This window comes from Kineosporia sp. A_224, assembly GCF_002198655.1.
GTDB lineage: Bacteria > Actinomycetota > Actinomycetes > Actinomycetales > Kineosporiaceae > R-H-3.
In genome coordinates this window covers 1-20,948 of record NZ_MWLN01000034.1, presented here as the reverse complement: position 1 = coordinate 20,948, position 20,948 = coordinate 1, and the positions used below count along the sequence as shown (strand labels likewise).

Annotated in this window: 20 protein-coding genes; 14 read left to right on the top strand and 6 right to left on the bottom strand. The window is 73.9% G+C overall.

The features are described 5' to 3' along the window. Window positions 1-40 precede the first annotated feature (40 nt). From EDJALFJO_RS01790 to EDJALFJO_RS01765, 6 genes are all read left to right on the top strand, one after another. Window positions 41-1,753, top strand: coding sequence for a phosphatidylglycerol lysyltransferase domain-containing protein (locus tag EDJALFJO_RS01790; RefSeq protein WP_198949918.1), 1,713 nt, complete (start codon window positions 41-43; stop codon window positions 1,751-1,753). Continuing rightward, on the top strand, window positions 1,750-2,928 hold the full coding sequence (locus EDJALFJO_RS01785; protein ID WP_198949917.1) for a molybdopterin molybdotransferase MoeA: 1,179 nt from the start codon (window positions 1,750-1,752) through the stop codon (window positions 2,926-2,928). Before EDJALFJO_RS01790 ends, EDJALFJO_RS01785 begins: the two co-directional genes overlap by 4 nt. Window positions 2,929-2,999: 71 nt before the next feature. Further along, on the top strand, window positions 3,000-3,893 hold the full coding sequence (locus EDJALFJO_RS01780) for a prolipoprotein diacylglyceryl transferase (protein WP_088281602.1): 894 nt from the start codon (window positions 3,000-3,002) through the stop codon (window positions 3,891-3,893). Then, window positions 3,890-4,369 (top strand): hypothetical protein, encoded by a 480-nt coding sequence (locus tag EDJALFJO_RS01775; RefSeq protein ID WP_088281600.1) that lies wholly within the window; start codon window positions 3,890-3,892, stop codon window positions 4,367-4,369. The genes EDJALFJO_RS01780 and EDJALFJO_RS01775 overlap by 4 nt, the downstream gene beginning before the upstream one ends. 10 nt (window positions 4,370-4,379) lie before the next feature. Next, complete coding sequence (locus EDJALFJO_RS01770; protein WP_198949916.1) at window positions 4,380-6,074, top strand: radical SAM protein; 1,695 nt, start codon at window positions 4,380-4,382, stop codon at window positions 6,072-6,074. Between the two features lie 5 nt (window positions 6,075-6,079). Beyond that, complete coding sequence (locus tag EDJALFJO_RS01765; RefSeq protein ID WP_369812478.1) at window positions 6,080-6,379, top strand: hypothetical protein; 300 nt, start codon at window positions 6,080-6,082, stop codon at window positions 6,377-6,379. 21 nt (window positions 6,380-6,400) lie between these two features. Here the strand turns inward: EDJALFJO_RS01765 and EDJALFJO_RS01760 are convergent, their stop codons facing one another. The 3 genes from EDJALFJO_RS01760 to EDJALFJO_RS01750 form a co-directional block, all read right to left on the bottom strand. Then, the gene (locus tag EDJALFJO_RS01760) at window positions 6,401-7,075 is read right to left on the bottom strand and encodes a flagellar brake protein (RefSeq protein WP_143448231.1); all 675 of its coding nucleotides are present in this window, start codon (window positions 7,073-7,075) and stop codon (window positions 6,401-6,403) included. Between the two features lie 229 nt (window positions 7,076-7,304). Continuing rightward, the gene (locus EDJALFJO_RS01755; protein WP_088281596.1) at window positions 7,305-8,990 is read right to left on the bottom strand and encodes a fumarate hydratase; all 1,686 of its coding nucleotides are present in this window, start codon (window positions 8,988-8,990) and stop codon (window positions 7,305-7,307) included. A 110-nt stretch (window positions 8,991-9,100) separates the two neighbouring features. Continuing rightward, on the bottom strand, window positions 9,101-11,128 hold the full coding sequence (locus EDJALFJO_RS01750) for an alpha-amylase family protein (protein WP_088281594.1): 2,028 nt from the start codon (window positions 11,126-11,128) through the stop codon (window positions 9,101-9,103). Window positions 11,129-11,313: 185 nt separating this feature from the next. Between EDJALFJO_RS01750 and EDJALFJO_RS01745 the strand changes: the two genes are divergently transcribed. The 7 genes from EDJALFJO_RS01745 to EDJALFJO_RS01715 all read left to right on the top strand — a co-directional run bounded on the left by EDJALFJO_RS01745 (window position 11,314) and on the right by EDJALFJO_RS01715 (window position 17,740). Next, the gene (locus EDJALFJO_RS01745; protein WP_198949913.1) at window positions 11,314-12,372 is read left to right on the top strand and encodes a LacI family DNA-binding transcriptional regulator; all 1,059 of its coding nucleotides are present in this window, start codon (window positions 11,314-11,316) and stop codon (window positions 12,370-12,372) included. Window positions 12,373-12,541: 169 nt separating this feature from the next. Continuing rightward, a complete protein-coding gene (locus EDJALFJO_RS01740) occupies window positions 12,542-13,849 on the top strand; it encodes an extracellular solute-binding protein (RefSeq protein WP_088281590.1) in 1,308 nt (435 codons plus the stop codon). Next, entirely contained in the window at window positions 13,846-14,814 is a 969-nt protein-coding gene (locus EDJALFJO_RS01735; protein WP_088281588.1) for a carbohydrate ABC transporter permease, read from the top strand. Before EDJALFJO_RS01740 ends, EDJALFJO_RS01735 begins: the two co-directional genes overlap by 4 nt. Further along, the gene (locus EDJALFJO_RS01730; RefSeq protein WP_088281586.1) at window positions 14,814-15,647 is read left to right on the top strand and encodes a carbohydrate ABC transporter permease; all 834 of its coding nucleotides are present in this window, start codon (window positions 14,814-14,816) and stop codon (window positions 15,645-15,647) included. The genes EDJALFJO_RS01735 and EDJALFJO_RS01730 overlap by 1 nt, the downstream gene beginning before the upstream one ends. Before the next feature lie 45 nt (window positions 15,648-15,692). Next, window positions 15,693-16,967 (top strand): ABC transporter ATP-binding protein, encoded by a 1,275-nt coding sequence (locus EDJALFJO_RS01725; RefSeq protein ID WP_088281584.1) that lies wholly within the window; start codon window positions 15,693-15,695, stop codon window positions 16,965-16,967. A gap of 84 nt (window positions 16,968-17,051) precedes the next feature. Beyond that, the gene (locus EDJALFJO_RS01720) at window positions 17,052-17,297 is read left to right on the top strand and encodes a DUF2191 domain-containing protein (protein ID WP_143448230.1); all 246 of its coding nucleotides are present in this window, start codon (window positions 17,052-17,054) and stop codon (window positions 17,295-17,297) included. Next, window positions 17,297-17,740, top strand: a complete 444-nt coding sequence (locus tag EDJALFJO_RS01715) for a type II toxin-antitoxin system VapC family toxin (RefSeq protein ID WP_088281580.1) — start codon at window positions 17,297-17,299, stop codon at window positions 17,738-17,740. Before EDJALFJO_RS01720 ends, EDJALFJO_RS01715 begins: the two co-directional genes overlap by 1 nt. A 9-nt stretch (window positions 17,741-17,749) precedes the next feature. Here EDJALFJO_RS01715 and EDJALFJO_RS01710 read toward each other — a convergent pair whose 3' ends face one another. Continuing rightward, window positions 17,750-18,661, bottom strand: a complete 912-nt coding sequence (locus EDJALFJO_RS01710) for a carbohydrate kinase (RefSeq protein ID WP_088281578.1) — start codon at window positions 18,659-18,661, stop codon at window positions 17,750-17,752. Between the two features lie 130 nt (window positions 18,662-18,791). On the opposite strand from EDJALFJO_RS01710, the gene EDJALFJO_RS01705 reads away from it, so the two are divergent. After that, a complete protein-coding gene (locus EDJALFJO_RS01705) occupies window positions 18,792-19,358 on the top strand; it encodes a DUF4245 domain-containing protein (RefSeq protein WP_088281576.1) in 567 nt (188 codons plus the stop codon). 16 nt (window positions 19,359-19,374) lie between these two features. Here the strand turns inward: EDJALFJO_RS01705 and EDJALFJO_RS01700 are convergent, their stop codons facing one another. Both EDJALFJO_RS01700 and EDJALFJO_RS01690 read right to left on the bottom strand, forming a co-directional pair. Then, window positions 19,375-20,601, bottom strand: coding sequence for a hypothetical protein (locus EDJALFJO_RS01700; protein ID WP_198949912.1), 1,227 nt, complete (start codon window positions 20,599-20,601; stop codon window positions 19,375-19,377). 33 nt (window positions 20,602-20,634) lie between these two features. Then, window positions 20,635-20,925 carry an exodeoxyribonuclease VII small subunit gene (locus EDJALFJO_RS01690; RefSeq protein WP_088281574.1) on the bottom strand — a complete coding sequence of 97 codons (291 nt, stop codon included), beginning with the start codon at window positions 20,923-20,925 and terminating at the stop codon, window positions 20,635-20,637. Between the last annotated feature and the right edge of the window lie 23 nt (window positions 20,926-20,948).

The following is a 20,948-nucleotide window of genomic DNA, read 5'->3' as shown; positions in this document are numbered from 1 at the left end:
GGGGCGGGCCGACGCCGCGGTGCCGCCTAGACTTCCGTCCGTGGCGACGCAGGCTGTTCCGCGGGAGGCGGTTCCGGAGTCGGAGGGCCCGACCCGGCCGCAGTGGCGACCCCGGGTGCCGCGGATCGTGGCCTGGGTCGTCCGGGTGGCGGCGGTCATCGCCGTCCTCGACGTCCTCGACCCGGCCGACCGGCCCAAGCCGCTGCTCGGCCCGGCGATGGACGCCCTCGTCGACGGCACCTCCTTCGCGACGGCGATGTGCTCCGCGGGCGCGATGCTCGTCCTCGCCGGCGCACTGCAGCGCCGCAAGCGCCGGGCCTGGAACCTCATGGTCGTCGTCGTCCTGGCCGGGGCGCTGGCGCACCTCAAGGCCGAGCGCTGGCTCGTCGTGGCGATCAACCTCGCCGTCCTCGGCCTGCTCGTCTGGGCCCGGAAGGACTTCACCGCGCGCTCGGAGCGGGCGACCCGGCGGGCGGCGTTGCGCGTGTTCGTCGTCCTCGGCACCGTCTCGTTCATCGCCGGCCTGTTCCTCACCGCGCGGACGGCGCCCGGGTCGCCGATGTCGACCCGGCTCGTCGAGACCTTCTTCGGGCTCGTCGGCTTCACCCCGGACCTGCAGTTCCCCCGCACGTACGCCTCGGACGTCACCGAGTTCGCGCTCAACAGCCTGGGCGCGCTGACCGCCCTGCTCACGCTCGTCGCGCTGCTGCGCCCGGCCCGCAAGGCACCGGCGCTCTCCGCGCAGGACGAGGAGCAGCTCCGCGACCTGCTCGCGAGGTTCGGCGGGCGGGACTCCCTCGGCTACTTCGCGCTGCGCGGCGACAAGACGGCGATCTTCTCCCCGAGCGGCAAGGCCGCGGTCGTCTACCGCGTCATCGGGTCCGTGACGCTCGCCTCCGGCGACCCGCTCGGGGACCCGGAGGCGTGGCCGCAGGCGATCGAGGCGTGGCTCGACGAGGCCTACGAGTACGCCTGGACCCCAGGGGTCATCGGGGCGTCGGAGGCTGCCGCGATCGCCTACCGCCGGGCGGGGCTCGACAGCCTCGAGATGGGCGACGAGGCGGTCCTCGACCTCGAGGAGTTCTCGCTCGAGGGGCGCTCGATGCGCGGCGTCCGGCAGGCCGTGAACCGGGTGAAGCGGGCGGGGTACACCCTCGACGTGCGTCGCCAGCGCGACCTCGGCACCGAGGAGGTCGTCGAGGTCATCACGACCGCGGACGCGCTGCGCGAGGAGGACGTCGAGCGCGGGTTCTCGATGGCCCTCGGCCGTCTCGGCGACTCCCGCGACCCCGACCTGCTCATCGCCCGGACCCGGGACGGCGACGGCCGGCTCGTCGCCGTCCTCGCGTTCGTGCCCTGGGGCACCGACGGGCTGTCGCTCGACCTCATGCGCCGGGCCCAGGGCAGCGAGAACGGCACCGTCGAGTTCGTCGTCACCGGGGTCGTCGACGCGGTCCGGGCGATGGGCGTCACCCGGATCTCGCTGAACTTCGCGGTCTTCCGGTCGGTCTTCGAGCGCGGCTCCCGGGTCGGCGCCGGACCGGTCCTGCGGGTGTGGCACAAGCTCCTCATGCTCGCCTCCAAGTGGTGGCAGATCGAGTCCCTCTACCGCGCGAACGTCAAGTACAACCCCGAGTGGGTGCCGCGGTTCGTGTGCTTCCGCAAGGCCGCCGAGCTGCCGCGCGTGGTCATCGCCGGTGCCGAGGCGGAGGCGTTCATCCAACGGCCGCGGCTGCGCTGGCTCGCTCCGTGACACCGTCCCCGCAGGACTGGGCGGGGGCCCGCGCGACCGCCGGGACGGCGTGCGCACCGGTGACGCCGCGCCGCGTCGGACTCGACCACGCCGCAGGGGCGGTGCTCGCCGCGGACGCCCTCGCGCTCACCGACCTGCCGGCGACCGACACGAGCGCCATGGACGGCTGGGCCGTCGCCGGGCCCGCTCCGTGGGGACTCGTCGGGTCGGTCCTCGCCGGTGAGGTGCCGGCAGCGCTCGCCGACGGCACCGCCGTGGGAATCGCGACCGGGGCGGTGATGCCGCCGGGCGCGGCCGGGGTGCTGCGCCGGGAACGGGGAGAGGTGGAGCCGCTGCCGGACGGCGGCTCCCGGGTCGTGCCCGCGCCCGGCGTCGGGGACGGCGCCGCCTTCGCCCGCGACGTCCGGCGGGCCGGCGGGGAGTGCCGCGCCGGTGACGTCGTCCTGCCGTCCGGCTCGCTGCTCACCCCGGCGGCCGTCGGGCTGCTCGCCGCCGCCGGCCACGACCACGTCGAGGTCCGGCGGGCGGGCGTCGACGTCCTCGTGCTCGGCGACGAGCTGCTCGGCTCGGGGCCGGCCCGGGGCGGCCGGCTCCGCGACGCCCTCGGTCCCCTCCTCACCGCCTGGCTGCCGGCGCTCGGGCTCGCCGTGACCTCCCGCCGGCACGTCCCCGACACCGCGGCCGCGCTCGACCTCGCGCTGCGCTCCTGCACCGGGGACGTCGTCGTGACGACCGGCTCGACGGCCCGCGGCCCGGTCGACCACCTGCACGCCGTCCTCGCCGCGGCCGGCGCTCGCCTCGTCGTCGACGGGGTCGCCGTCCGGCCGGGGCACCCGATGCTGCTCGCCGTCCTGCCCGACGGGCGTCCCCTCGTCGGGCTGCCGGGCAACCCGCTCGCGGCGGTGTCGGGGCTGCTCACCCTGCTCGACCCGGTCGTCGCGGCGCTGCACGCCCGCCCGGCCCCGCCGCGGTCGGTGGTCCGGCTCGCGGAGCGGGTCGAGGCCGGCGCCGAGGCGACCCGGCTCGTGCCGCTGCACGCCGGGCGGCCGGCGCTGTTCGCCGGGCCGGGCATGCTCCGCGGGCTGGCCACGGCGGACGTCGTCGCGGTCGTCCCGCCGGGCGGAGCCGGCGCGGGGGACGAGGTCGAGGCGCTGACGCTGCCCGGTTCACGCTGAGCCGCGGACGACGCGCGCACTGAGCACCGATACCCATGGGCGCCGCCGGGGCCGCCCGTAGGGTTCGGGACATGTACCCCGTGACCCGGTTCGAGGCGCTCGGCCTCACCGTGGGGACCCACCAGCTGTTCGTCGCCCTCGGCGTCCTCGTCGCCGCGGTCGTCGTCGTCCTGGAGTCCCGTCGGCGCGGGACGTGGGGCGACGAGATGCTCGTCGCCGTCGCCGGCGGGCTCGTCGGCGGGGCGCTCGGGATGCGCGCGAGCGGCTTCCTCCGGGACCCGGCGGCCGTCCTCGACGCCGGGGTCGCCCAGGTCTGGCAGTACGGCGCGAAGAGCGTCCTCGGCGGGCTGACCGGCGCCTACCTCGGCGTCGTCGTCGCCAAGCGGCTCATCGGCTACCGGGAGCGCACCGGGGACGTCTTCGCGCCCGCGGTCGCGATCGGGATGGCCGTCGGGCGGATCGGCTGCCTGCTCACCGAGGCGCCTGGCCGGCCGACCTCGCTGCCGTGGGGCGTCGTCCTCACGCCCGACCAGGCGGCCTCGATCCCGCAGTGCCCCTCGTGCGCGGCCGGTGTCCCGCTGCACCCGTCGTTCGGCTACGAGATCGTCTTCCACCTCCTCGCGTTCGCCGCCCTGCTCCGGCTGCGCGACCGGCTGCACCGGCCCGGCGCGCTGCTCACCGTCTACCTCGCCGGGTACGCGGCGTTCCGGTTCGCGGTGGAGTTCCTGCGGGACAACGAGGTCGTCGCCGCCGGCCTGACCCGCGGCCAGCTCTACCTCGTCGCCCTGGCGCCGCTCGTCGTGTGGCGGGTCGCCGTCCTCGTCCGCGACGAGCGCCGGCACCGTGCCCCATCCTCCGAGAGACCTCTCGCCGAAACCTCCGTCTCCGAAGCCACTGTCTCCGAAGCCACTGTCTCCGAAGCCCCTGCCTCCGAAACCCCTGTCTCCGAAGGGACTCCCGCATGAGCCAGCCGCCGTCCGACGAGCCGACCCCGCCGGGGCAGGGCGGCGCCGACTGGGCGCAGCCGTCCCCGGGGTCGCCGCCGCCGGTCCCGCCGTCCGGCTACGGGCCGCCCGCCGGGTACGTGCCGCCGGCCGCCCCCGGTGGGCCGCCGGGCGCGTCCGGGAAGCCGAAGCGGTTCAGCGGCGGCGGGATCATCCTGGGGATCCTCGGGTCCTGGGCGATCCTCGTGCTCCCGACCCTCGTCGCGCTCGGGTTCTCGAACGCCCTCTCGGACGTCGGCGGCGGGAGCGCCGCGGTGCTCGTGATCCTGGTCTCGGGGATCGCCCCGCTCGTCGTCGGTGCCGTCCTCGTCGGGCGCGGGTCGCCGATGCGCCGCGGCGTGGGCCTCGGGATGTTCATCGGCTGGGGCCTGGCGATCGTCATCGGTGCCGGGGCCTGCTTCGCGCTCATCGCCGCGCTGAGCAGCACGGGCGGCTGACGTGGTGGTCATGGGCCCGGGCATGGGCCTGCGGGGGGACCGCATCCTGCGCTACGTCAACGCCTTCTGCGCCACGTGCCACCGGGCGGACCCGGAGCGGCCCCTCGCCGACGTCCGGCGGCTGTCGGGCCGGCTCGTCGAGCGGGACGGGCGGGTCTGGCTCGAACGCGGCTGCCCGGAGCACGGCCTGCAGCGCACGCTCTACGACGAGAGCGCCGAGATCCTCACCTACCTGGAGAAGTGGCAGGCGCCGACGAAGCGCCACGTGCCGGACGTGCCGGGCAACTTCGACCCGGTGCCGCAGGCGTACCTGCGCGGCCTGGGCGAGATGCAGACCCAGCACACCTGCATCCTCCTCGAGGACGTCATCGAGGAGTGCAACCTGCGCTGCCCGACGTGCTTCACCGACTCCTCTCCCGACCTCGCCGGGGCGGTCCCGGTCGCGGACGTGCTCGCGAACGTCGACACCCGGCTGTCGCGGGAGAACGGCCGGATCGACGTCGTCATGCTCAGCGGCGGCGAACCGACCCTGCACCCGGGCCTCGCCGCGATCCTCGAGGGGCTCGTCGCCCGGCCGGTGGTGCGGATCCTGCTCAACACCAACGGTGTCCGGATCGCCCGGGACGACGCCCTCGTCGCGCTGCTGCGCCGGCACCGGGAGCGGGTCGAGGTCTACCTGCAGTACGACGGCCCGCGGGCGGAGGCGTCCCGGCACCACCGGGGCGGCGACCTCACGGCGGTGAAAGCGGCTGCCGTGCAACGGCTCTCGGCGGCCGGGGTGTTCACCACCCTGACGATGACCGCGGCGCTGGGGGTCAACGACGACCAGATCGGCGACGTCCTGCGGCTCGCGCTCGCGACACCGTACGTCGGCGGCGTCGCGATCCAGCCGGTCTTCGGCTCCGGCCGGACGCGCCCGATCGACCCGCTGGAGCGGCTGACGCACACCGGCGTCCTGGCCCGGCTCGGCCCGCAGACCGGTGGCGAGGTGACCTGGCGCGACCTCACGGCGCTGCCCTGCTCGCACCCGCACTGCGCGAGCGTCGGCTACCTGCTGCGGGACGACGCCGGGGCCTGGCGCTCGCTCGTCGGGGTCGTCGGCGAGGAGCGACTGCTGGAGAACCTCGGGATCGTCGCGAACCGGGTCGCGGACGACGAGGTGCCGCGCGCGCTGCGGGAGGCCGTCCGGGAGTCCCTGCTGGGGCTCCTGTCGGAGCAGTCGAGCCTGTCGCACCCGGCGGTCGGCGACCTGTGGCGGGACATCTGCCAGACCTGCGACCTCGGCATCGGCACGCTCACCCGGCTCGTCGCGTCGTCCCTGCCGGGGCGCGGGAAGGCGCTGCGGTCGATGCTCGGCGAGCGCGTCGTCCGGATGACGGTCAAGCCGTTCATGGACATGGACACGATGATCGAGGAGCGGCTCGTCCAGTGCTGCGTGCACGTCGGCACCCGCGGCCCGGCGGACGGCGGGCAGACGGGCGGGACGACGGGCGGGACGACCGGCACCGGACCGGACGTCGACCGGTGCGCGCCGTTCTGCGCGGTCCAGGCGTGGCCGGCGCTGGCCCGGCAGCGGCTCTCGACGGCCGCGGGGGCAGGTGCCCGGCGGCCGGTCGTGCTGCCGGTGCCTGCTGTGCCGCCGGTGCCCTCGGTGCCGCGGCCGGAGACCGACCTGCGGGTCGAGGACGTGGAGGTGCTGTCGTGACGAGCATGCCCGGGGCGGCCGGCGGGGCGGACCAGGAGTACCGCTACGTGCCGCCCGAGCAGGTGCCCCCGTTCGACCCGTTGCGGCTGTGCGTCTTCGCCACGGTCTCGCTCGTCACGTGGCTCGCCGGCCCGGTCGCGCTCGTGGCCTTCGCCGGCCTCGGCCTGGCCGGGTACGTCCGCGCCCGACGGGCCGGGCTCACCCGGAGCAAGTGCTTCCTGCGCGACACCCGGCTCGTCATCGGGTACCTCGCGCTGCTCGCGGTCGTCGGGGTCGTCGCCGCGGTCTGGCCGTTCGTCCGCTGACCGGGGCCGGCGGCCCGGGCCTCAGTCCAGTCCGAGCCGCCGCAGCCGCAGCTGCTCGGCGAAGATGACGCGGCGCACCTCGTCGCCGGCCGCCTCGGGGTCGTCGAAGCGGACGACGGTGTCGGCGTGGTCGGGCGCCCGGAGCGCCTGGTCGGAGCGCAGCACGGTGCCGGAGACGTTCATCGTGGTGCCGTCGGGCAGCTCCAGCCGGCTCTCGACGGGCGCGCCGGTGGTGAGCGGGTCGCCGAGGACCAGGCAGCGCAGACCGCCTTCGCCGAGGTCCGTCGTCCGGCCGCCGAGCCCCGGTGCGAGCGTCACGGGCAGGGCGATCGGGCAGCGGAAGTACTCGCGGCGCTGGATCCGGACCGGCTCGCCGGTGACCGCGAGCCACCACAGGCGCAGCACGGCCGGTTCCGAGTTCCACACGGCCGACGAGTCGTAGGCCACCGGCAGCTCGACGACGCCGTCGGGCAGGGTCCAGGTCAGGGTGCAGGCTGTCCCGGCGCCGGGCGCCTCGCTGTCGCCGGGGAAGCGCGGGGTCGCCACGAGCACCCGTCGCGGGCCGTCGGCCGGTGCGCCGGGTACGACCTGGACGTCCTCGACGCGCGAGGGGACGTCACAGGCCCGCAGGCCGTCCGCCGGGTCCTCGCTGTGCCCGACGGCGACCCTGACGAGCGTGTTGATCGAGGGCAGCACGATCTGGTCATCGGCAGGCAGTGCGCTGACCTGCAGCGTGCCGGGACGGCGGGTCGGGGCAATCCCGGTCGTCGCGGCGTGAGGCGCGGATGCCGTGTGTGCGCGGGCGTGAGGTCGAGCGTGAGCCTGACCGGTCGTTGCAGCGACCGGTGCACCACACACTCGGGCTCACGCTCCCGCACACGCTCGTCGTACCCTGCGACGCCCCGGGTGAGCCCGCTACGGCGCCCTACAGCCCCGGCCGCCGCTGGATCGTCATGGCCGTCGGCTTGGTGACGTCGGCGAAGAAGTCGTTGCCCTTGTCGTCGACGACGACGAACGCGGGGAAGTCCTCGACGTCGATCTTCCAGACCGCCTCCATGCCGAGCTCGGCGTACTCGAGGACCTCGACGTGCTTGATGCAGTCCTGGGCGAGCCGGGCGGCGGGACCGCCGATGGAGCCGAGGTAGAAGCCGCCGTGGCTCGCGCACGCGTCGGTGACGGCCTTGCTCCGGTTGCCCTTGGCGAGCATGACGAACGAGCCGCCCGCGGCCTGGAACTGCTCGACGTACGAGTCCATCCGGCCCGCGGTCGTCGGGCCGAACGAGCCCGACGCGTAGCCCTCGGGGGTCTTCGCCGGGCCGGCGTAGTAGACGGCGTGGTCGCGCAGGTACTGCGGCATCGGCTCGCCGGCGTCGAGGCGCTCCTTGATCTTCGCGTGCGCGATGTCGCGGGCGACGACGAGCGGGCCGGTGAGCGACAGGCGGGTCTTCACCGGGTACTTCGTGAGCTCGGCGCGGATCTCGCTCATCGGCCGGTTGAGGTCGATCGCCACCGCCCCGTCGGACGCGTCGTCGTCGAGGTGCTCGTCCGTCGTCTCGGGCAGGAACTGCGCCGGGTCGGTCTCGAGCTGCTCGAGGAAGACGCCCTCGGCGGTGATCTTGCCGAGCGCCTGGCGGTCGGCCGAGCAGGAGACGGCGATCGCGACGGGCAGCGAGGCGCCGTGCCGCGGGAGCCGGACGACGCGCACGTCGTGGCAGAAGTACTTGCCGCCGAACTGGGCGCCGATCCCGAACCGGCGGGTCAGGTCGAGCACCTGGAGCTCGAGGTCGAGGTCGCGGAACGCGTGCCCGGACGGCGAGCCGGACGTCGGCAGCCCGTCGAGGTACTTGGCGCTGGCGTACTTCGCGGTCTTCAGGGCGAGCTCGGCGCTCGTGCCGCCGACGACGATCGCCAGGTGGTACGGCGGGCAGGCGGCGGTGCCGAGCGAGCGCAGCTTCTCGTCGAGGAAGCGCATCATCGACTCGGGGTTCAGGACGGCCTTGGTCTCCTGGTAGAGGTACGACTTGTTCGCCGAACCGCCGCCCTTGGCCATGAACAGGAGCTTGTACGTCGTCTCGTGCCCGGCCGCGGTGTCGGCGTACAGCTCGACCTGGGCGGGCAGGTTGGAGCCGGTGTTGCGCTCCTCCCACATGGTGATCGGGGCCATCTGCGAGTACCGCAGGTTGAGCCGGGTGTACGCGTCGTAGACGCCGCGGCTCACCGCCTCCTCGTCCGTGACCGCGCCCGGGGCCGACAGCACCTGGGTGCCGCGCTTGCCCATGACGATCGCGGTCCCGGTGTCCTGGCACATCGGCAGGACGCCGCCCGCGGCGACGTTCGCGTTCTTCAGCAGGTCGAGCGCGACGAACCGGTCGTTCGGCGACGCCTCCGGGTCGTCGAGGATCCGCCGCAGCTGGGCCAGGTGCGCGGGCCGCAGGTAGTGCGCGATGTCGTGCATGGCGGTGTCGGTGAGCAGCCGCAGCGCCTCGGGGTCGACCTCGAGGAACGTGCGCCCCGCGGCCTCGACGGTCCGGACGCCCTCGGTCGTGAGGAGCCGGTACGGCGTCTCGTCGGGGCCGGTCGGCAGCATCTCGCTGTAGTCGAACTCCGCCATGGCAGTCGGGCTCCTCGGGGCGCGTCGTCGGGCGGCATCGAGCCTAACCGTGCCCGTCGGCCCCGGGACGCCGCCCCGCTGTGAGGTCCGCCGCTCAGCCGGTGAACAGATCAGCCGGGGGAGCGGGTCAGCCACCAGGCCGCGTACGGCGGCAGCGCGAGCTCACCGTCCTCCGGACGCGGCGCGAAGGCGGACAGGTTCTCCCACGGCTGTGGGACGCCGAGCCGGGCGACGTCGACGCCCGAGACCCGCTGCCAGGCGGGCGAGACGTTGTAGAGGCCGAGGAAGATGCCCGCGGGGTGCCGGCGGCGCAGCGCGAGGACGGCTCCGTTGCCGAGGTCGACCGGCTCGCTCTCGACGGCGGCGTGCAGTGCCGGCAGCCCGGACCGGACCCGCGCGAGGTGCCGCAGCCCGGCGAACACCCGGCCCTCGACGGTCGCCGGGTCGTGCCGCCGCTCGGCGGCCGTCCAGTCCATCCACGGCCGGTGCAGCCAGCGGTTGTCGGCGGCCAGCCGCGGGTCGTCCAGGTAGGACCGGTCGTTGCGCAGCCCCAGCTCGTCGCCCATGTAGAGCAGCGGGATCCCCCCGTACCCGTACGCGACGGCGTGCAGGAGGAAGATCCGCCCGAGCGCCAGGTCGACGTCCGCGGTGCGGCCGGTGGCCGCCGCCGTCTCGAGGGCGGCCTCGAGGCCGGCCAGGCTCGCGAGGGTGCCGCTGATCCGGGCGTCACCCGTCGCCGGGTTGGCCTGGAAGTGCTCGCCGCGGGCGAACGACCCGGGGAAGGCGCCGGTGAAGAACTCCGCGAGGAAGCGCCGGTGCGCGAACCCGGACAGGCCCAGCGCCCCGGCGTCGGTGTCGCTGATCGCCCACCCGATGTCGTCGTGGCAGCGCACGTACGTGCCCCAGGACGTCGTCACGGGCTTGGGCGGCGGGACGGCGAGCGCGCGCCGGGCGAGGTCGGCCCGGCCGGTCGCGACCGCCGACCAGAGCTGGACCATGAGGCTGTTGTGGTAGGCGAGGTCGCAGACCTTGCCGGCGTGCCGGCCGGTGCCGAGGTAGGCGGGCAGGTGCTCCGGGGCGACGATCGCCTCCGCCTTGAAGATCACCGCCGGGGCCGCGACCCGGGTCGCCGCGCGCAGCGCCTGGACCACCTGGTGCACCTCCGGCTCGCCCTGGCACGTCGTGCCGAGCCGCTTCCAGAGGAAGGCGATCGCATCGAGGCGGAAGACGTCGACCCCGACGTTCGCGAGGTCGAGGATCACCGAGAGCAGCTCGCAGAAGACCGCGGGGTTCGACCAGTCCAGGTCCCACTGGAAGTCGTTGAACGTCGTCCACACCCAGGCACCACGACCGGCGTCCCCGGTGGCGCCGGCGTCCGGGCCGGGGCCCCAGCCGGCCGGCCGGACCGCTTCCGGCACCCAGGTGAAGCTGCCCGGGGCGAAGTCCGGGAAGACCTCCGGCAGCGTCCGCTCGTAGGCGTCGGGCGCCGTCCGGTCGGGGTACATGAGGAAGTACGAGCGGTACGGCTCCTCGCCCCTCAACGCCGCCTGCGCCCAGTCGTGCTCGCGCGCGACGTGGTTGAGCACGAGGTCGAGGGTGAGCGTCATGCCGTGCGCGTGGAGGGAGTCGGCGAGGCGCCCGAGGTCGGCGAGGGTGCCGAGGTCCGGGCGCAGGGTGCGGTAGTCGCGGACGGCGTAGCCGCCGTCGTCCGGACCCTCGCGGGGCTCGAGCAGCGGCATGAGGTGCAGGTAGGTCACGCCGAGCTCGCGCAGGTAGCCGAGCTTCTCGCCGACGCCGCGCAGCGTGCCGGCGAACCGGTCGGCGTAGCAGACGTAGCCGACCTGGTCGGGGGAGCCGAACCAGTCCGGGCGCAGCAGCCGCCGCTTGTCGAGGGCGACGAGGGCCGGACGGCGGGTGCGGGCGGCCGCCGTGACGAGGCCGACGACCTCGGCGAGGGGGGCGTCGTCCCCGTAGACGGCAAGCCCCTGGAGCAGGTCGGGTCCCCAGCGCTCGAGCCGCAGCGCGACGTCGTCCGCCCGGTCGGCCGGCAGGTCGGCGAGGGCCTCCCGGGCCTGGCGGAGGACCTCCTCGAGCGTGCTGGCCACCGCGCCCTCCTTCGGATCCGGGTCGGCGGCCATCGTAGGGGTGGAACCGCTTGCCGCCGAAGGACCACGCGCGTGACGTGCACCGATGCTGGGAGCGCTTCCGCCGGAACGGCCCGTCCCGGTCCTCGGGTGCAAGCGCTTGTCACGTACCGCCTGGGCATGGCACGGTGAACGCCGCCGCGGGGTCCCTCCGTGGCGGCGAGCTTGCGGAGGCGATGGTGACCGAGGCCCCGACCGGCGCTGCGGCCTCCCGGGCCAGCATCGTCGACGTCGCGCAGCGTGCCGGTGTCTCCGTGGCGACCGTCTCGCGGGCCCTGCGCGACATGCCGAACGTCTCCAAGGCCACCCGGGACCGGGTGCTCCGCGCCGCCCAGGAGCTCCAGTACGCGGCGTCGCCGCTCGCGTCGGGCCTGGTCACGGGCCGGGTCCGTTCCGTCGGGGTCGTCCTGCCGTACGCCGGCCGCTGGTTCTTCGCCGAGGTGATCCGCGGCATCGAGGAGGCGCTGCGCGACCACGGCTACGACCTGGTCCTGCACGTCGTCTCCGACGCCCAGCGCCGCGCGGACTTCTTCGAGTCGCTGCCGGTGCGCCGCCGGGTCGACGCGATCCTCGTCGTCGCGCTGCCGCTGGAGGACCACGAGCGGGACATCCTGCGCGGCCTCGGGCTGCCGCTGGCGGCCGTCGCCGAGCCGATCCACGGCCTGCACGGCGAGTTCGTCGACAACGACGCGACCGCCCGGCTGGCCGTCCAGCACCTCGTCAACCTCGGGCACACGAGGATCGCCTCGATCGGTGGCGACCTGCACGGACCGGAGCGGTTCAGCGTCCCGGGCCTGCGCACCGGCGGCTTCCGGGCGGCGATGGCCGAGGCCGGGCTCACCGTGCGCCCGGAGTGGGAGGTCGACGGCCGGTTCACCGCCGCCGGCGGCGAGCTCGCGATGACGGCCCTGCTCTCGCAGAAGGGCGGCCGCCCGACCGGGGTCTTCTGCCAGTCCGACGAGATGGCCTTCGGGGCGCTGAAGGCGTTGCGGCGCAGCGGGTTGCGCGTCCCCGAGGACGTCTCCCTCGTCGGTGTCGACGACCACGAGCTGTCGGACGTCTTCGACGTCACGACCATCGCGCAGCCGGTCGTCGCGCAGGGTGCCGCGGCGGCGCGCTGGGTGGTCTCGCGGCTCGAGCGGACGGCGGACCCGGACGCCCCGGACGACGAGGTCTGCCTGCACCCGGTCCGTCTCGTGCTGCGCGGCTCGACGGGCCCCGCCCCGCTCGAGCACTGACACTCGACCCCAGGACGACCCCTCCCGCCTCCGGCGGACGCCTCGGCGTGCGCGTCCGTCGAATGCCGCCAATCATCACCTTCACGGCGTAAGCCGCGAACCGGACCATGGTCTCGCGCGCGCCCGTGGAAGGCCCCGACACCGCCGTCGGGCCTCGGGAGGAGGCGGGATGTCCACGACCCGACCACGCCGGCGCGTGCTGCGCGCCGTGCTCGGCGCCGCGGTCGCTGCCGGGGCGCTCACCGCGTGCAGCAGCGGCTCCGCCGGTCCGCCGTCGCTGACCTGGTACATCAACCCCGACTCGGGCGGCCAGGCGGAGATCGCGAAGCGGTGCACCGACGCCGCCCAGGGCAGGTACACGATCCGGACGGCGCTGCTCCCGCGCGAGTCGTCCGAGCAGCGCCAGCAGCTGGTCCGCCGGCTCGCGGCGAACGACTCCTCGATCGACATCATGAGCCTCGACCCGCCGTACATCCCCGAGTTCGCCGAGGCCGGCTTCCTCGCCCCGATCCCGCAGGACATGGCCGGCCGGGTCTCCGACGGCGTCGTCGACAGCGCCCTCAAGGGCGCGACGTGGCGCGACGAGCTCGTCACGGTTCCCTTCTGGGCGAACACCCAGCTGCTCTGGTACCGCAAGTCCGTCGCCGAGGCGGCGGGGCTCGACATGACCAAGCCGGTGACGTGGGACCAGATCATCCAGGCGGCGAAGAGCCAGAACAAGCAGCTCGGCGTGCAGGGCATCCGGGCCGAGGCGCTCACCGTGTGGGTCAACGCGCTCGTCGCGTCCGCCGGTGGGTCGATCATCGAGAACAGCGACGCGACCAGGCCGCAGGACGTCCGGCTCGGCCTCGAGACCCCGGCCGGGGCGGAGGCCGCGAAGGTCATCCGCGAGGTCGCGGACGCGGGGGTCGGCGGGCCGGCGCTGTCCACCGCGGGCGAGGACGCGAACGTCAACGCCTTCGAGGGCCCGGACGCCGGGTTCATGGTCAACTGGCCGTTCGTCTGGCCGCGCGCGCAGTCCGGCGTCGAGGGCGGCACCCTGGACGCCGCCGTCCCGCAGGACTACGGCTGGGCGCCCTACCCGCGCGTCACGGCCGACCAGGAGAGCCACCCGCCGTACGGCGGCATCAACCTGGGCGTCGGCGCCTTCAGTGCGCACAAGGACCTCGCGCTCGCGGCGACCGAGTGCATCGTCAGCCCGGAGAACCAGGCGTACTACTTCGTGTCGAACGGCAACCCTGCCGCCAAGGAGTCGGTCTACACCGACCCCGAGGTCGTCAAGGAGTTCCCGATGGCGCCGGTGATCCTCGAGTCCCTGCGGCTGGCCGTCCCGCGCCCGCAGACCCCCTACTACAGCGAGGTCTCCGAGGGCCTGCAGCGCGAGTACCACCCGCCGTCGTCCGTCGACCCGCAGCGGACAGGGCGTGAGGCCACCGACCTCATCACCGCCGTCCTGCAGAAGAAGGAGCTGCTGTGAGCACGACGACGCTCCCGCCGGGCGAGAAGACCCGGCCGGCCTCCGCCCCCGGCCGCCGGGCCGGGATCAGCGACCGCTCGCGTGCCGAGCGCAAGCTGGGCTGGATGCTCGCGGGGCCGGCGTTCGCGGTCATGCTCCTCGTGACGGCCTACCCGATCCTGCAGGCGGTCTACGACTCGCTCTTCGACTTCCGTCTCACCGACCCGGACAACAAGTCCTTCACCGGGCTGTCGAACTACGGGGTCATCCTCACCGACCGGATCTGGTGGACCTCGCTCGGCGTGACGCTGCTCATCACCGTCGTCACGGTCGCGGTCGAGCTCGTCCTCGGGTTCGCGCTCGCGCTCGTCATGATGAAGGCGCTGTCCGCGATCCGGCCGGTGATCCGGGCCGCGATCCTCATCCCGTACGCCGTCATCACCGTGGTGTCGGCGTTCGCCTGGCAGTACGCGTTCTCGCTCGACTCCGGGTTCGTCAACTCCTGGCTCGGCTGGCTGCCGGGGATCAGCGCCGACACCGACTGGTTCGGCGGCACCTGGAAGTCGCTCTTCGTCGTCTGCATCGCCGAGATCTGGAAGACGACGCCGTTCATCTCGCTCCTGCTGCTCGCGGGCCTCGCGCAGGTCCCCGAGGTGCTCCAGGAGGCGGCGAAGGTGGACGGCGCGACGTGGTGGCAGCGGATGCGCCGGGTGACGATCCCGAACATGAAGGCGGCCATCATGGTCGCCCTGCTCTTCCGCAGCCTCGACGCGTTCCGGGTCTTCGACTCGATCTTCATCATGACCGGCGGGGCGAACAACACCGAGACGGTGTCGTTCCTCGCCTACCGGCAGACGATCGCGCGGCTCGAGATCGGCCTCGGGTCGGCCGTGTCCGTGCTGCTGTTCGTCTGCGTCGTGCTCATCTGCGCCTTGTTCATCAAGGGCTTCAAGGTCGACCTCGCGTCGGCCCGGGGGGAGGGGTGATGTCCCGCAAGGAGAGGAACCTCTGGATCCTCGGCGGCATCGGGATCGTCGTCTACGCGCTGTTCCCCGTCGCGTGGATCGTCTCGCTGTCGCTCAAGGCCCCGGCGGACATCGCGAACCAGCAGTTCCTCCCGACGACGCTGTCGTGGACGAACTACGAGCTGATCCTCACCGGCAGCGCGAGCGACCTGTTCCTCCCGGCCCTGCGCAACTCGTTCGGGATCTGCCTCATCGCCACCGCGATCTCGTGCGTCCTGGCGATGTTCGCGGCGTACGCGATCGCGCGGCTCGACTTCCCGGGCAAGAAGGTCATCCTCTCGACGGCGCTCGGGGTCGCGATCTTCCCGGTCATCTCGATCGTCACGCCGCTGTTCAACCTGTGGCGCCAGATCGGGCTCTACGACACGTGGCCGGGCCTCATCATCCCGTACCTGTCGCTCACCCTGCCGATCTCCATCTGGACCCTCTCGGCGTTCTTCCGGGAGATCCCGTGGGAGATGGAGCAGGCGGCCCAGGTCGACGGTGCGACGAGCTGGCAGGCGTTCCGCAAGGTCATCGTCCCGCTCGCCGCGCCCGGGGTGTTCACGACGGCGATCATCGCGTTCTTCATCGCCTGGAACGACTTCGTCTACGGCATCTCGCTCACCTCGACGGAGGCGTCGAGGCCGGTGCCCGCCGCGCTCGGCCTGTTCTCCGGGGCCTCGCAGTTCGAGGCGCCGAACGGGCCGATCGCGGCGGCCGCGGTCATCGTGACGATCCCCGTCGTCGTCCTCGTCCTGCTCTTCCAGCGGCGCATCGTCGCCGGCCTGACGAACGGGGCGGTCAAGGGCTGACGCCCTGACTGCCGCTGCGCCCCGCCGACCTTTGGAGTCCTGCACATGTCCGAGATCAAGCTCCAGAACATCGTCAAGAAGTACGGCGACGGCTTCCCGGCCGTCAACGACGTGAGCATCGACATCCGCGACGGGGAGTTCATCATCCTCGTCGGGCCGTCCGGCTGCGGGAAGTCGACGCTGCTGCGGATGGTCGTCGGCCTCGAGGACATCACGTCCGGGGAGCTGCTCATCAACGGCCAGCGGGTCAACGACAAGGCGCCCCGGGACCGCAACCTCGCGATGGTCTTCCAGAACTACGCGCTCTACCCGCACCTGTCGGTCTTCGAGAACATCGCGTTCCCGCTGCGGCTCACGAAGGGGAAGTTCTCGGACGCCGAGATCGACGAGCGGGTCAACCGCGCCGCCGACCTCCTCGAGCTGCGCGAGCACCTGCAGCGCAAGCCCGCGAACCTCTCCGGCGGCCAGCGGCAGCGGGTCGCGATGGGCCGGGCGCTGGTCCGGGACGCCGACGCCTTCCTCTTCGACGAGCCGCTGAGCAACCTCGACGCCAAGCTCCGCGGCCAGATGCGCACCGAGATCGCCCGGATCCAGCGGCGCCTCGGCACGACGACGATCTACGTGACCCACGACCAGACCGAGGCGATGACGCTCGGCGACCGGGTCGCCGTCCTCAAGAAGGGTGTGCTGCAGCAGTGCGCGAGCCCGCGCGAGCTGTACGAGCAGCCGGTGAACCTCTTCGTCGCCGGCTTCATCGGCTCGCCGCCGATGAACTTCCTGCCGGCCCGCGTGGACGGCGACCGGCTGTCGCTGCCGTTCGGCAGCATCCCGATGACGCCGGACCTCGCGAAGCTCGTCGCGGGCAAGGAGCTCGTCATCGCGGGCTTCCGTCCCGAGCACTTCGAGGACGCCTCGGTGCTCGAGCCGCACCGGCGGGACGCCGGCGTCGTCATCGAGGTCGACGTCGACGTCACCGAGTGGCTCGGCAACGAGCTGTACGCCTACGTGCCCTACGAGCCGGACGCCGCCGTCGCCAAACAGCTCGAGGAGCTCGACCGGGACCTCGACGGCGAGGGCATGCGCACCCAGATCGTCGTCGCGCTCGACGCGAAGAGCCGGATCCGGGACGGCGACCGCGCGCAGCTGTGGTTCGACCCGGCCCGGCTGCACCTGTTCGACCCCGAGACCGGCACGACGATCACCCGCGACGAGGACGAGGCGCGCCGCATCGACACCGAGAACGAGGAGCTGCGCAAGCAGGCCCTCGAGCGGGCCCGGCTGTCCGACGAGCGGGCGAGGGAGAAGGCCGCCGCGGTGTGAGGGCGCCGATCGCCGCAATCGGCTCAGTTGTGCATCGACGCATCATGCCGGTGCATCATGATGCGCGTGCTGTACCATCGGATCATGAGGACGACGGTCACCATCGACGACGAGCTGCTCAAGCGGGCCCGGCAGCGCGCGCTGACGTCCGGTGTGCCGTTGGGGAGCGTGCTCGAGGACGCGCTCCGGCTGCTGCTGGCCGAGCATCATGCAGCCTCCACGTCACGTGACGTCGCGCTGCCGACCTACGGCAGTGCGGGGTTGCGGCCCGGTGTCGACCTGGAGAACAAGGACGCTCTCAACGACCTGCTCGACGAAGCCGTCGGCTGATGCTCGTTCCTGACGTCAACGTCCTCGTCTACGCACATCGGCCGGACTCCCCGAGGCACGAGGATGCACGGGCCTGGCTCGCGCGCTCCCTCTCGAGCGGCGAGCCGGTCGGTGTGAGCGAGCTGGTCCTGAGCGGCTTCCTCCGCGTCGTCACGAACCACCGCGTGTTCGCGGATCCCTCTCCGCCCGAGGTCGCGCTGACCTTCTGCACTGCGCTGATGCAGCGTGGGACTGTCGTCCCACTACGGCCCGGTGCTCGGCACTGGCCGATCTTCACGGGCCTGTGCGCCGCCGTCGGAGCGCGCGGCAACGCGGTCCCGGATGCCTACCACGCGGCTCTGGCACTGGAGAACTCGGCGACCTGGGTGACGACCGACCGCGACTTCGCCAAGTTCCCTGATCTGCGGTGGATCCCCCTGCCGGCAACGGGCCAGGAAGCCTGACCCGCGTCGTCAGACGTCGAGCTCGGCGCGGGTCGGCGGGTTGGCGCCCGCGCGGCTGCACGTGATGGCGGCGACCCGGACGGCGTGCCCGAGCATCGCCGCGACCTGGTCGGCGGGCATCGCGGCGATCGCCGCGCGGGTGCCGGTGCCGAGCAGGCCGGCGCCGTCGAGGTGGTCGATGAGCGCCGACATGAACGAGTCGCCGGCACCGACGGTGTCGACGACGTCGATCCTCGGGGCGAGCACCTCGACCCGGCCGGAGGCCTGGACGGCGACGGCACCCTCGCCGCCGCGGGTGACGACGACGATGCCCGGGCCGGTCGCCTGCCAGGCGGCGGCGACGTCCACCGGGTCCTCGCCGGGCGCGAGCCAGGCGAGGTCCTCGTCGCTGACCTTGACGACGTCGGCGAGGGCGACGATCCGCTCCATCCGCGCGCGGGTCGCGACCGGGTCGCCCATGAGGGTCGGCCGCGCGTTCGGGTCGTACGTGACGACGACCCGGCCGCTGGCCTGCTCGACCAGGCGCAGGACGGCGTCCCCGCCGGGCTGGAGGATGGCGGCGATCGAGCCGGTGTGGAGCGCGTCGTACCGGGTGACGTCCGGGACGGTGTCGAGCCGCCAGTCGATCTCGAAGTGGTAGGTCGCGACGCCCTGGGCGTCGACGAGGGCGGTCGCCGTCGAGGTGGGGGCGTCGACGACGGTGCCGTCGACGAGGTGGACCCCGGACGCCTCGAGGTGCTCGCGGATCGCGCGGCCGTGGGCGTCGGTGCCGATCCGGGTCAGCAGCGAGGCGTCCCGGCCGAGCCGGGCCAGCCCCAGCGCGACGTTCGCCGGGCTGCCGCCCGGGTGGTCCGCGCCGCTGCCGTCCGCCCGCTGCACGATGTCGACGAGCGCCTCGCCCACGACCAGCACATCCGCCACGCCCGGTTCCTCCAGATCGTCCTCACCACCGCCGAGCCGAGCCTAGGGGCTGGGCCGGTCCGGGGGCATCCGCGGCGGGGCGGCCGTGCCCGGTTGGCGGCGGCCCGGCCCGACGCGCGACGATGGGGCGGTGACCTCCACCGAGCCCGAGCAGAGCGCCGCGCCGTCCGCCGGTGTCCGGCGGCCGCCGCGGCGGCAGTCGGTCAGCGGCATCGTCCTGACGATGCTCGTCGTCGGCGGCTTCGCGCTGGGGCTGTGGGCGCTCGTCCCCCGGCAGTCCGGCATCCCGCAGCCCGCGGTCGACGTGGCCCAGGCGGCGAGCGGCCTGCAGGACCAGCTCGGCTTCGCCCCGGCCGTCCCGACCCCGGGGCCGGGCTGGACGGCGACGAGCACCTCCGCCGAGGCCGGCGTCGACGGCGTCCAGACGTGGCGCGTCAACTACTCGACGCCGAAGGGCTCGTGGGTCAGCCTGGTCCAGGGCCGCGAGGCGACGAAGAAGTGGGAGGGCGTCCAGGTCATCGACGGCGGCGAGCAGGGCACGGCGACCGTCGACGGCCGCACCTTCGTCGTCCGGGCCCGGCCGGACCGTCAGCTCACCGGGTACGTCCTGCGCGACGGTGAGGTCACGACGATGTTCGTCGGGAAGGCGAGCCGCGCGGAGATCGAGGCGCTCGTCCGGGCGACGCCGCTGCGGTGACCGCGGGGCCCGTCGGCTACCGCAGCGTCGAGCCGCTGACCTGCGGCGACCCCTTGCCGAGGAAGAAGATCCCCGGGTAGCCGGCGGTCGCGAAGCCGCGGCTCGGGTTGGACCGCAGCGTGGACCGGGTGATCCGCAGCGTGCCGGTGCGGTCGTTGCTCACGAAGAAGACCGCCCCGCCGCCCTCGCGGGCCGAGTTGTGCTCGACAACGGTGCCCTCCAGCCGGAGCGTCATCGCGTTGCCGTCGTTGTAGATCGCACCGCCGCTGCCGCCTCCGACCGTGCCGGAGCGGGCCGGGTTCGCACCCCGACCGACGGCCGAGTTGTACGACAGCACGCTGTTGAGGACGGTCCACGACACCCCGATGCTGCTCAGGGCACCGCCGTTGGAGCAGCTGCCGCCCTGGCCGGCCCGGCCGCCGAAGGTGCTGCTCACGACGTAGACCGGCTCGCCGTGGTACTGGTCGAGCACCCGCAGCGCCGCCCCGCCGAGGTCCTGGCCCCCGCCGTCGCACCGGTTGCGGACGAACCGCGACGAGACGACCCGGAACCTGCCGCCGCGCACGAGGACCGCGCCGCCCCCGCCGCCCTCCTCGTGCTGCCCGGTCGCGTTGCCGTCGGCGAACGTGAGGTTCTGGACGACGAGCTGCGGCGTGGCCTGGTCCTGGCAGTGCGAGGTCGTCCAGACCTGCTTCTCGTCGCACGTGTTCATGTAGAGGATCCGGCGCCTGCCACCGCCGGAGAGGGTCACGAGGCCGCCACCGTCGAGGACGACGAGCGGGCTCGTGTTGCGGACCTTGGCGGTCGCGGTGAGCACGATCGTCACCGGGGCCGGGCCGCAGCGGAAGCCGATGACGCCGCCCGCGGCGACGGCGCGGACGACGGCCGCCGAGGTGCAGCTCGCCTTCGTGCCGGTGCCGACCCACCGGGTCTTGGGCTTCGTCACGGCCCGGGCAGCGGCGGGGACGACGGCGCGGCCGGCCGGGTTGCCGGCGCGTGAGGGGACGGCCGGCGTCGAGCGCGCGCCCGTCGTCGTCGGCGCGGCCGAGGTCGCCGCGGCAGGCACGGCCGGGGCCGTCGTCGCGGGTGCCGTCGTCCCGGGGGCGGTCGTCGTCGGCGGGGTCGTGGCGGCGGACGGCGCCGTCGCGTCGGGGCCGGTCGACGCCCCGGCGCTGCAGCCGCCGACCGCGGCGACCGCCGCGACGACCCAGGCGAGCCGGCGGACCCGTGCGGTGGTGGTCACCGGCGGGAGCGTAGTCGTGCCCCGGGGCCGCGGTCAGTCACCCGGTTCGACGTCGGGGTCGTCCTCGGTGTCGTCCTCGGTGTCGTCCGTGCCGGCGTCCGTGCCGGCGTCCGTGCCCTGGCCGGCGCCTGCGCGGCCGTCGATCCGCGCCCGCGCACCGGCCAGCCAGGTCTCGCAGCGGGTGGCGAGCGCCTCGCCGCGCTCCCAGAGGCCGAGCGACTCCTCGAGCGACGCGGCACCGGCCTCGAGCCGGCGGACGACGTCGACGAGCTCGTCGCGGGCCTGCTCGTAGCCGAGGGTCTGCGGGTCGGGCTGCGTGGTCACGCGTCGGCCTCCGTCGGGTCGGG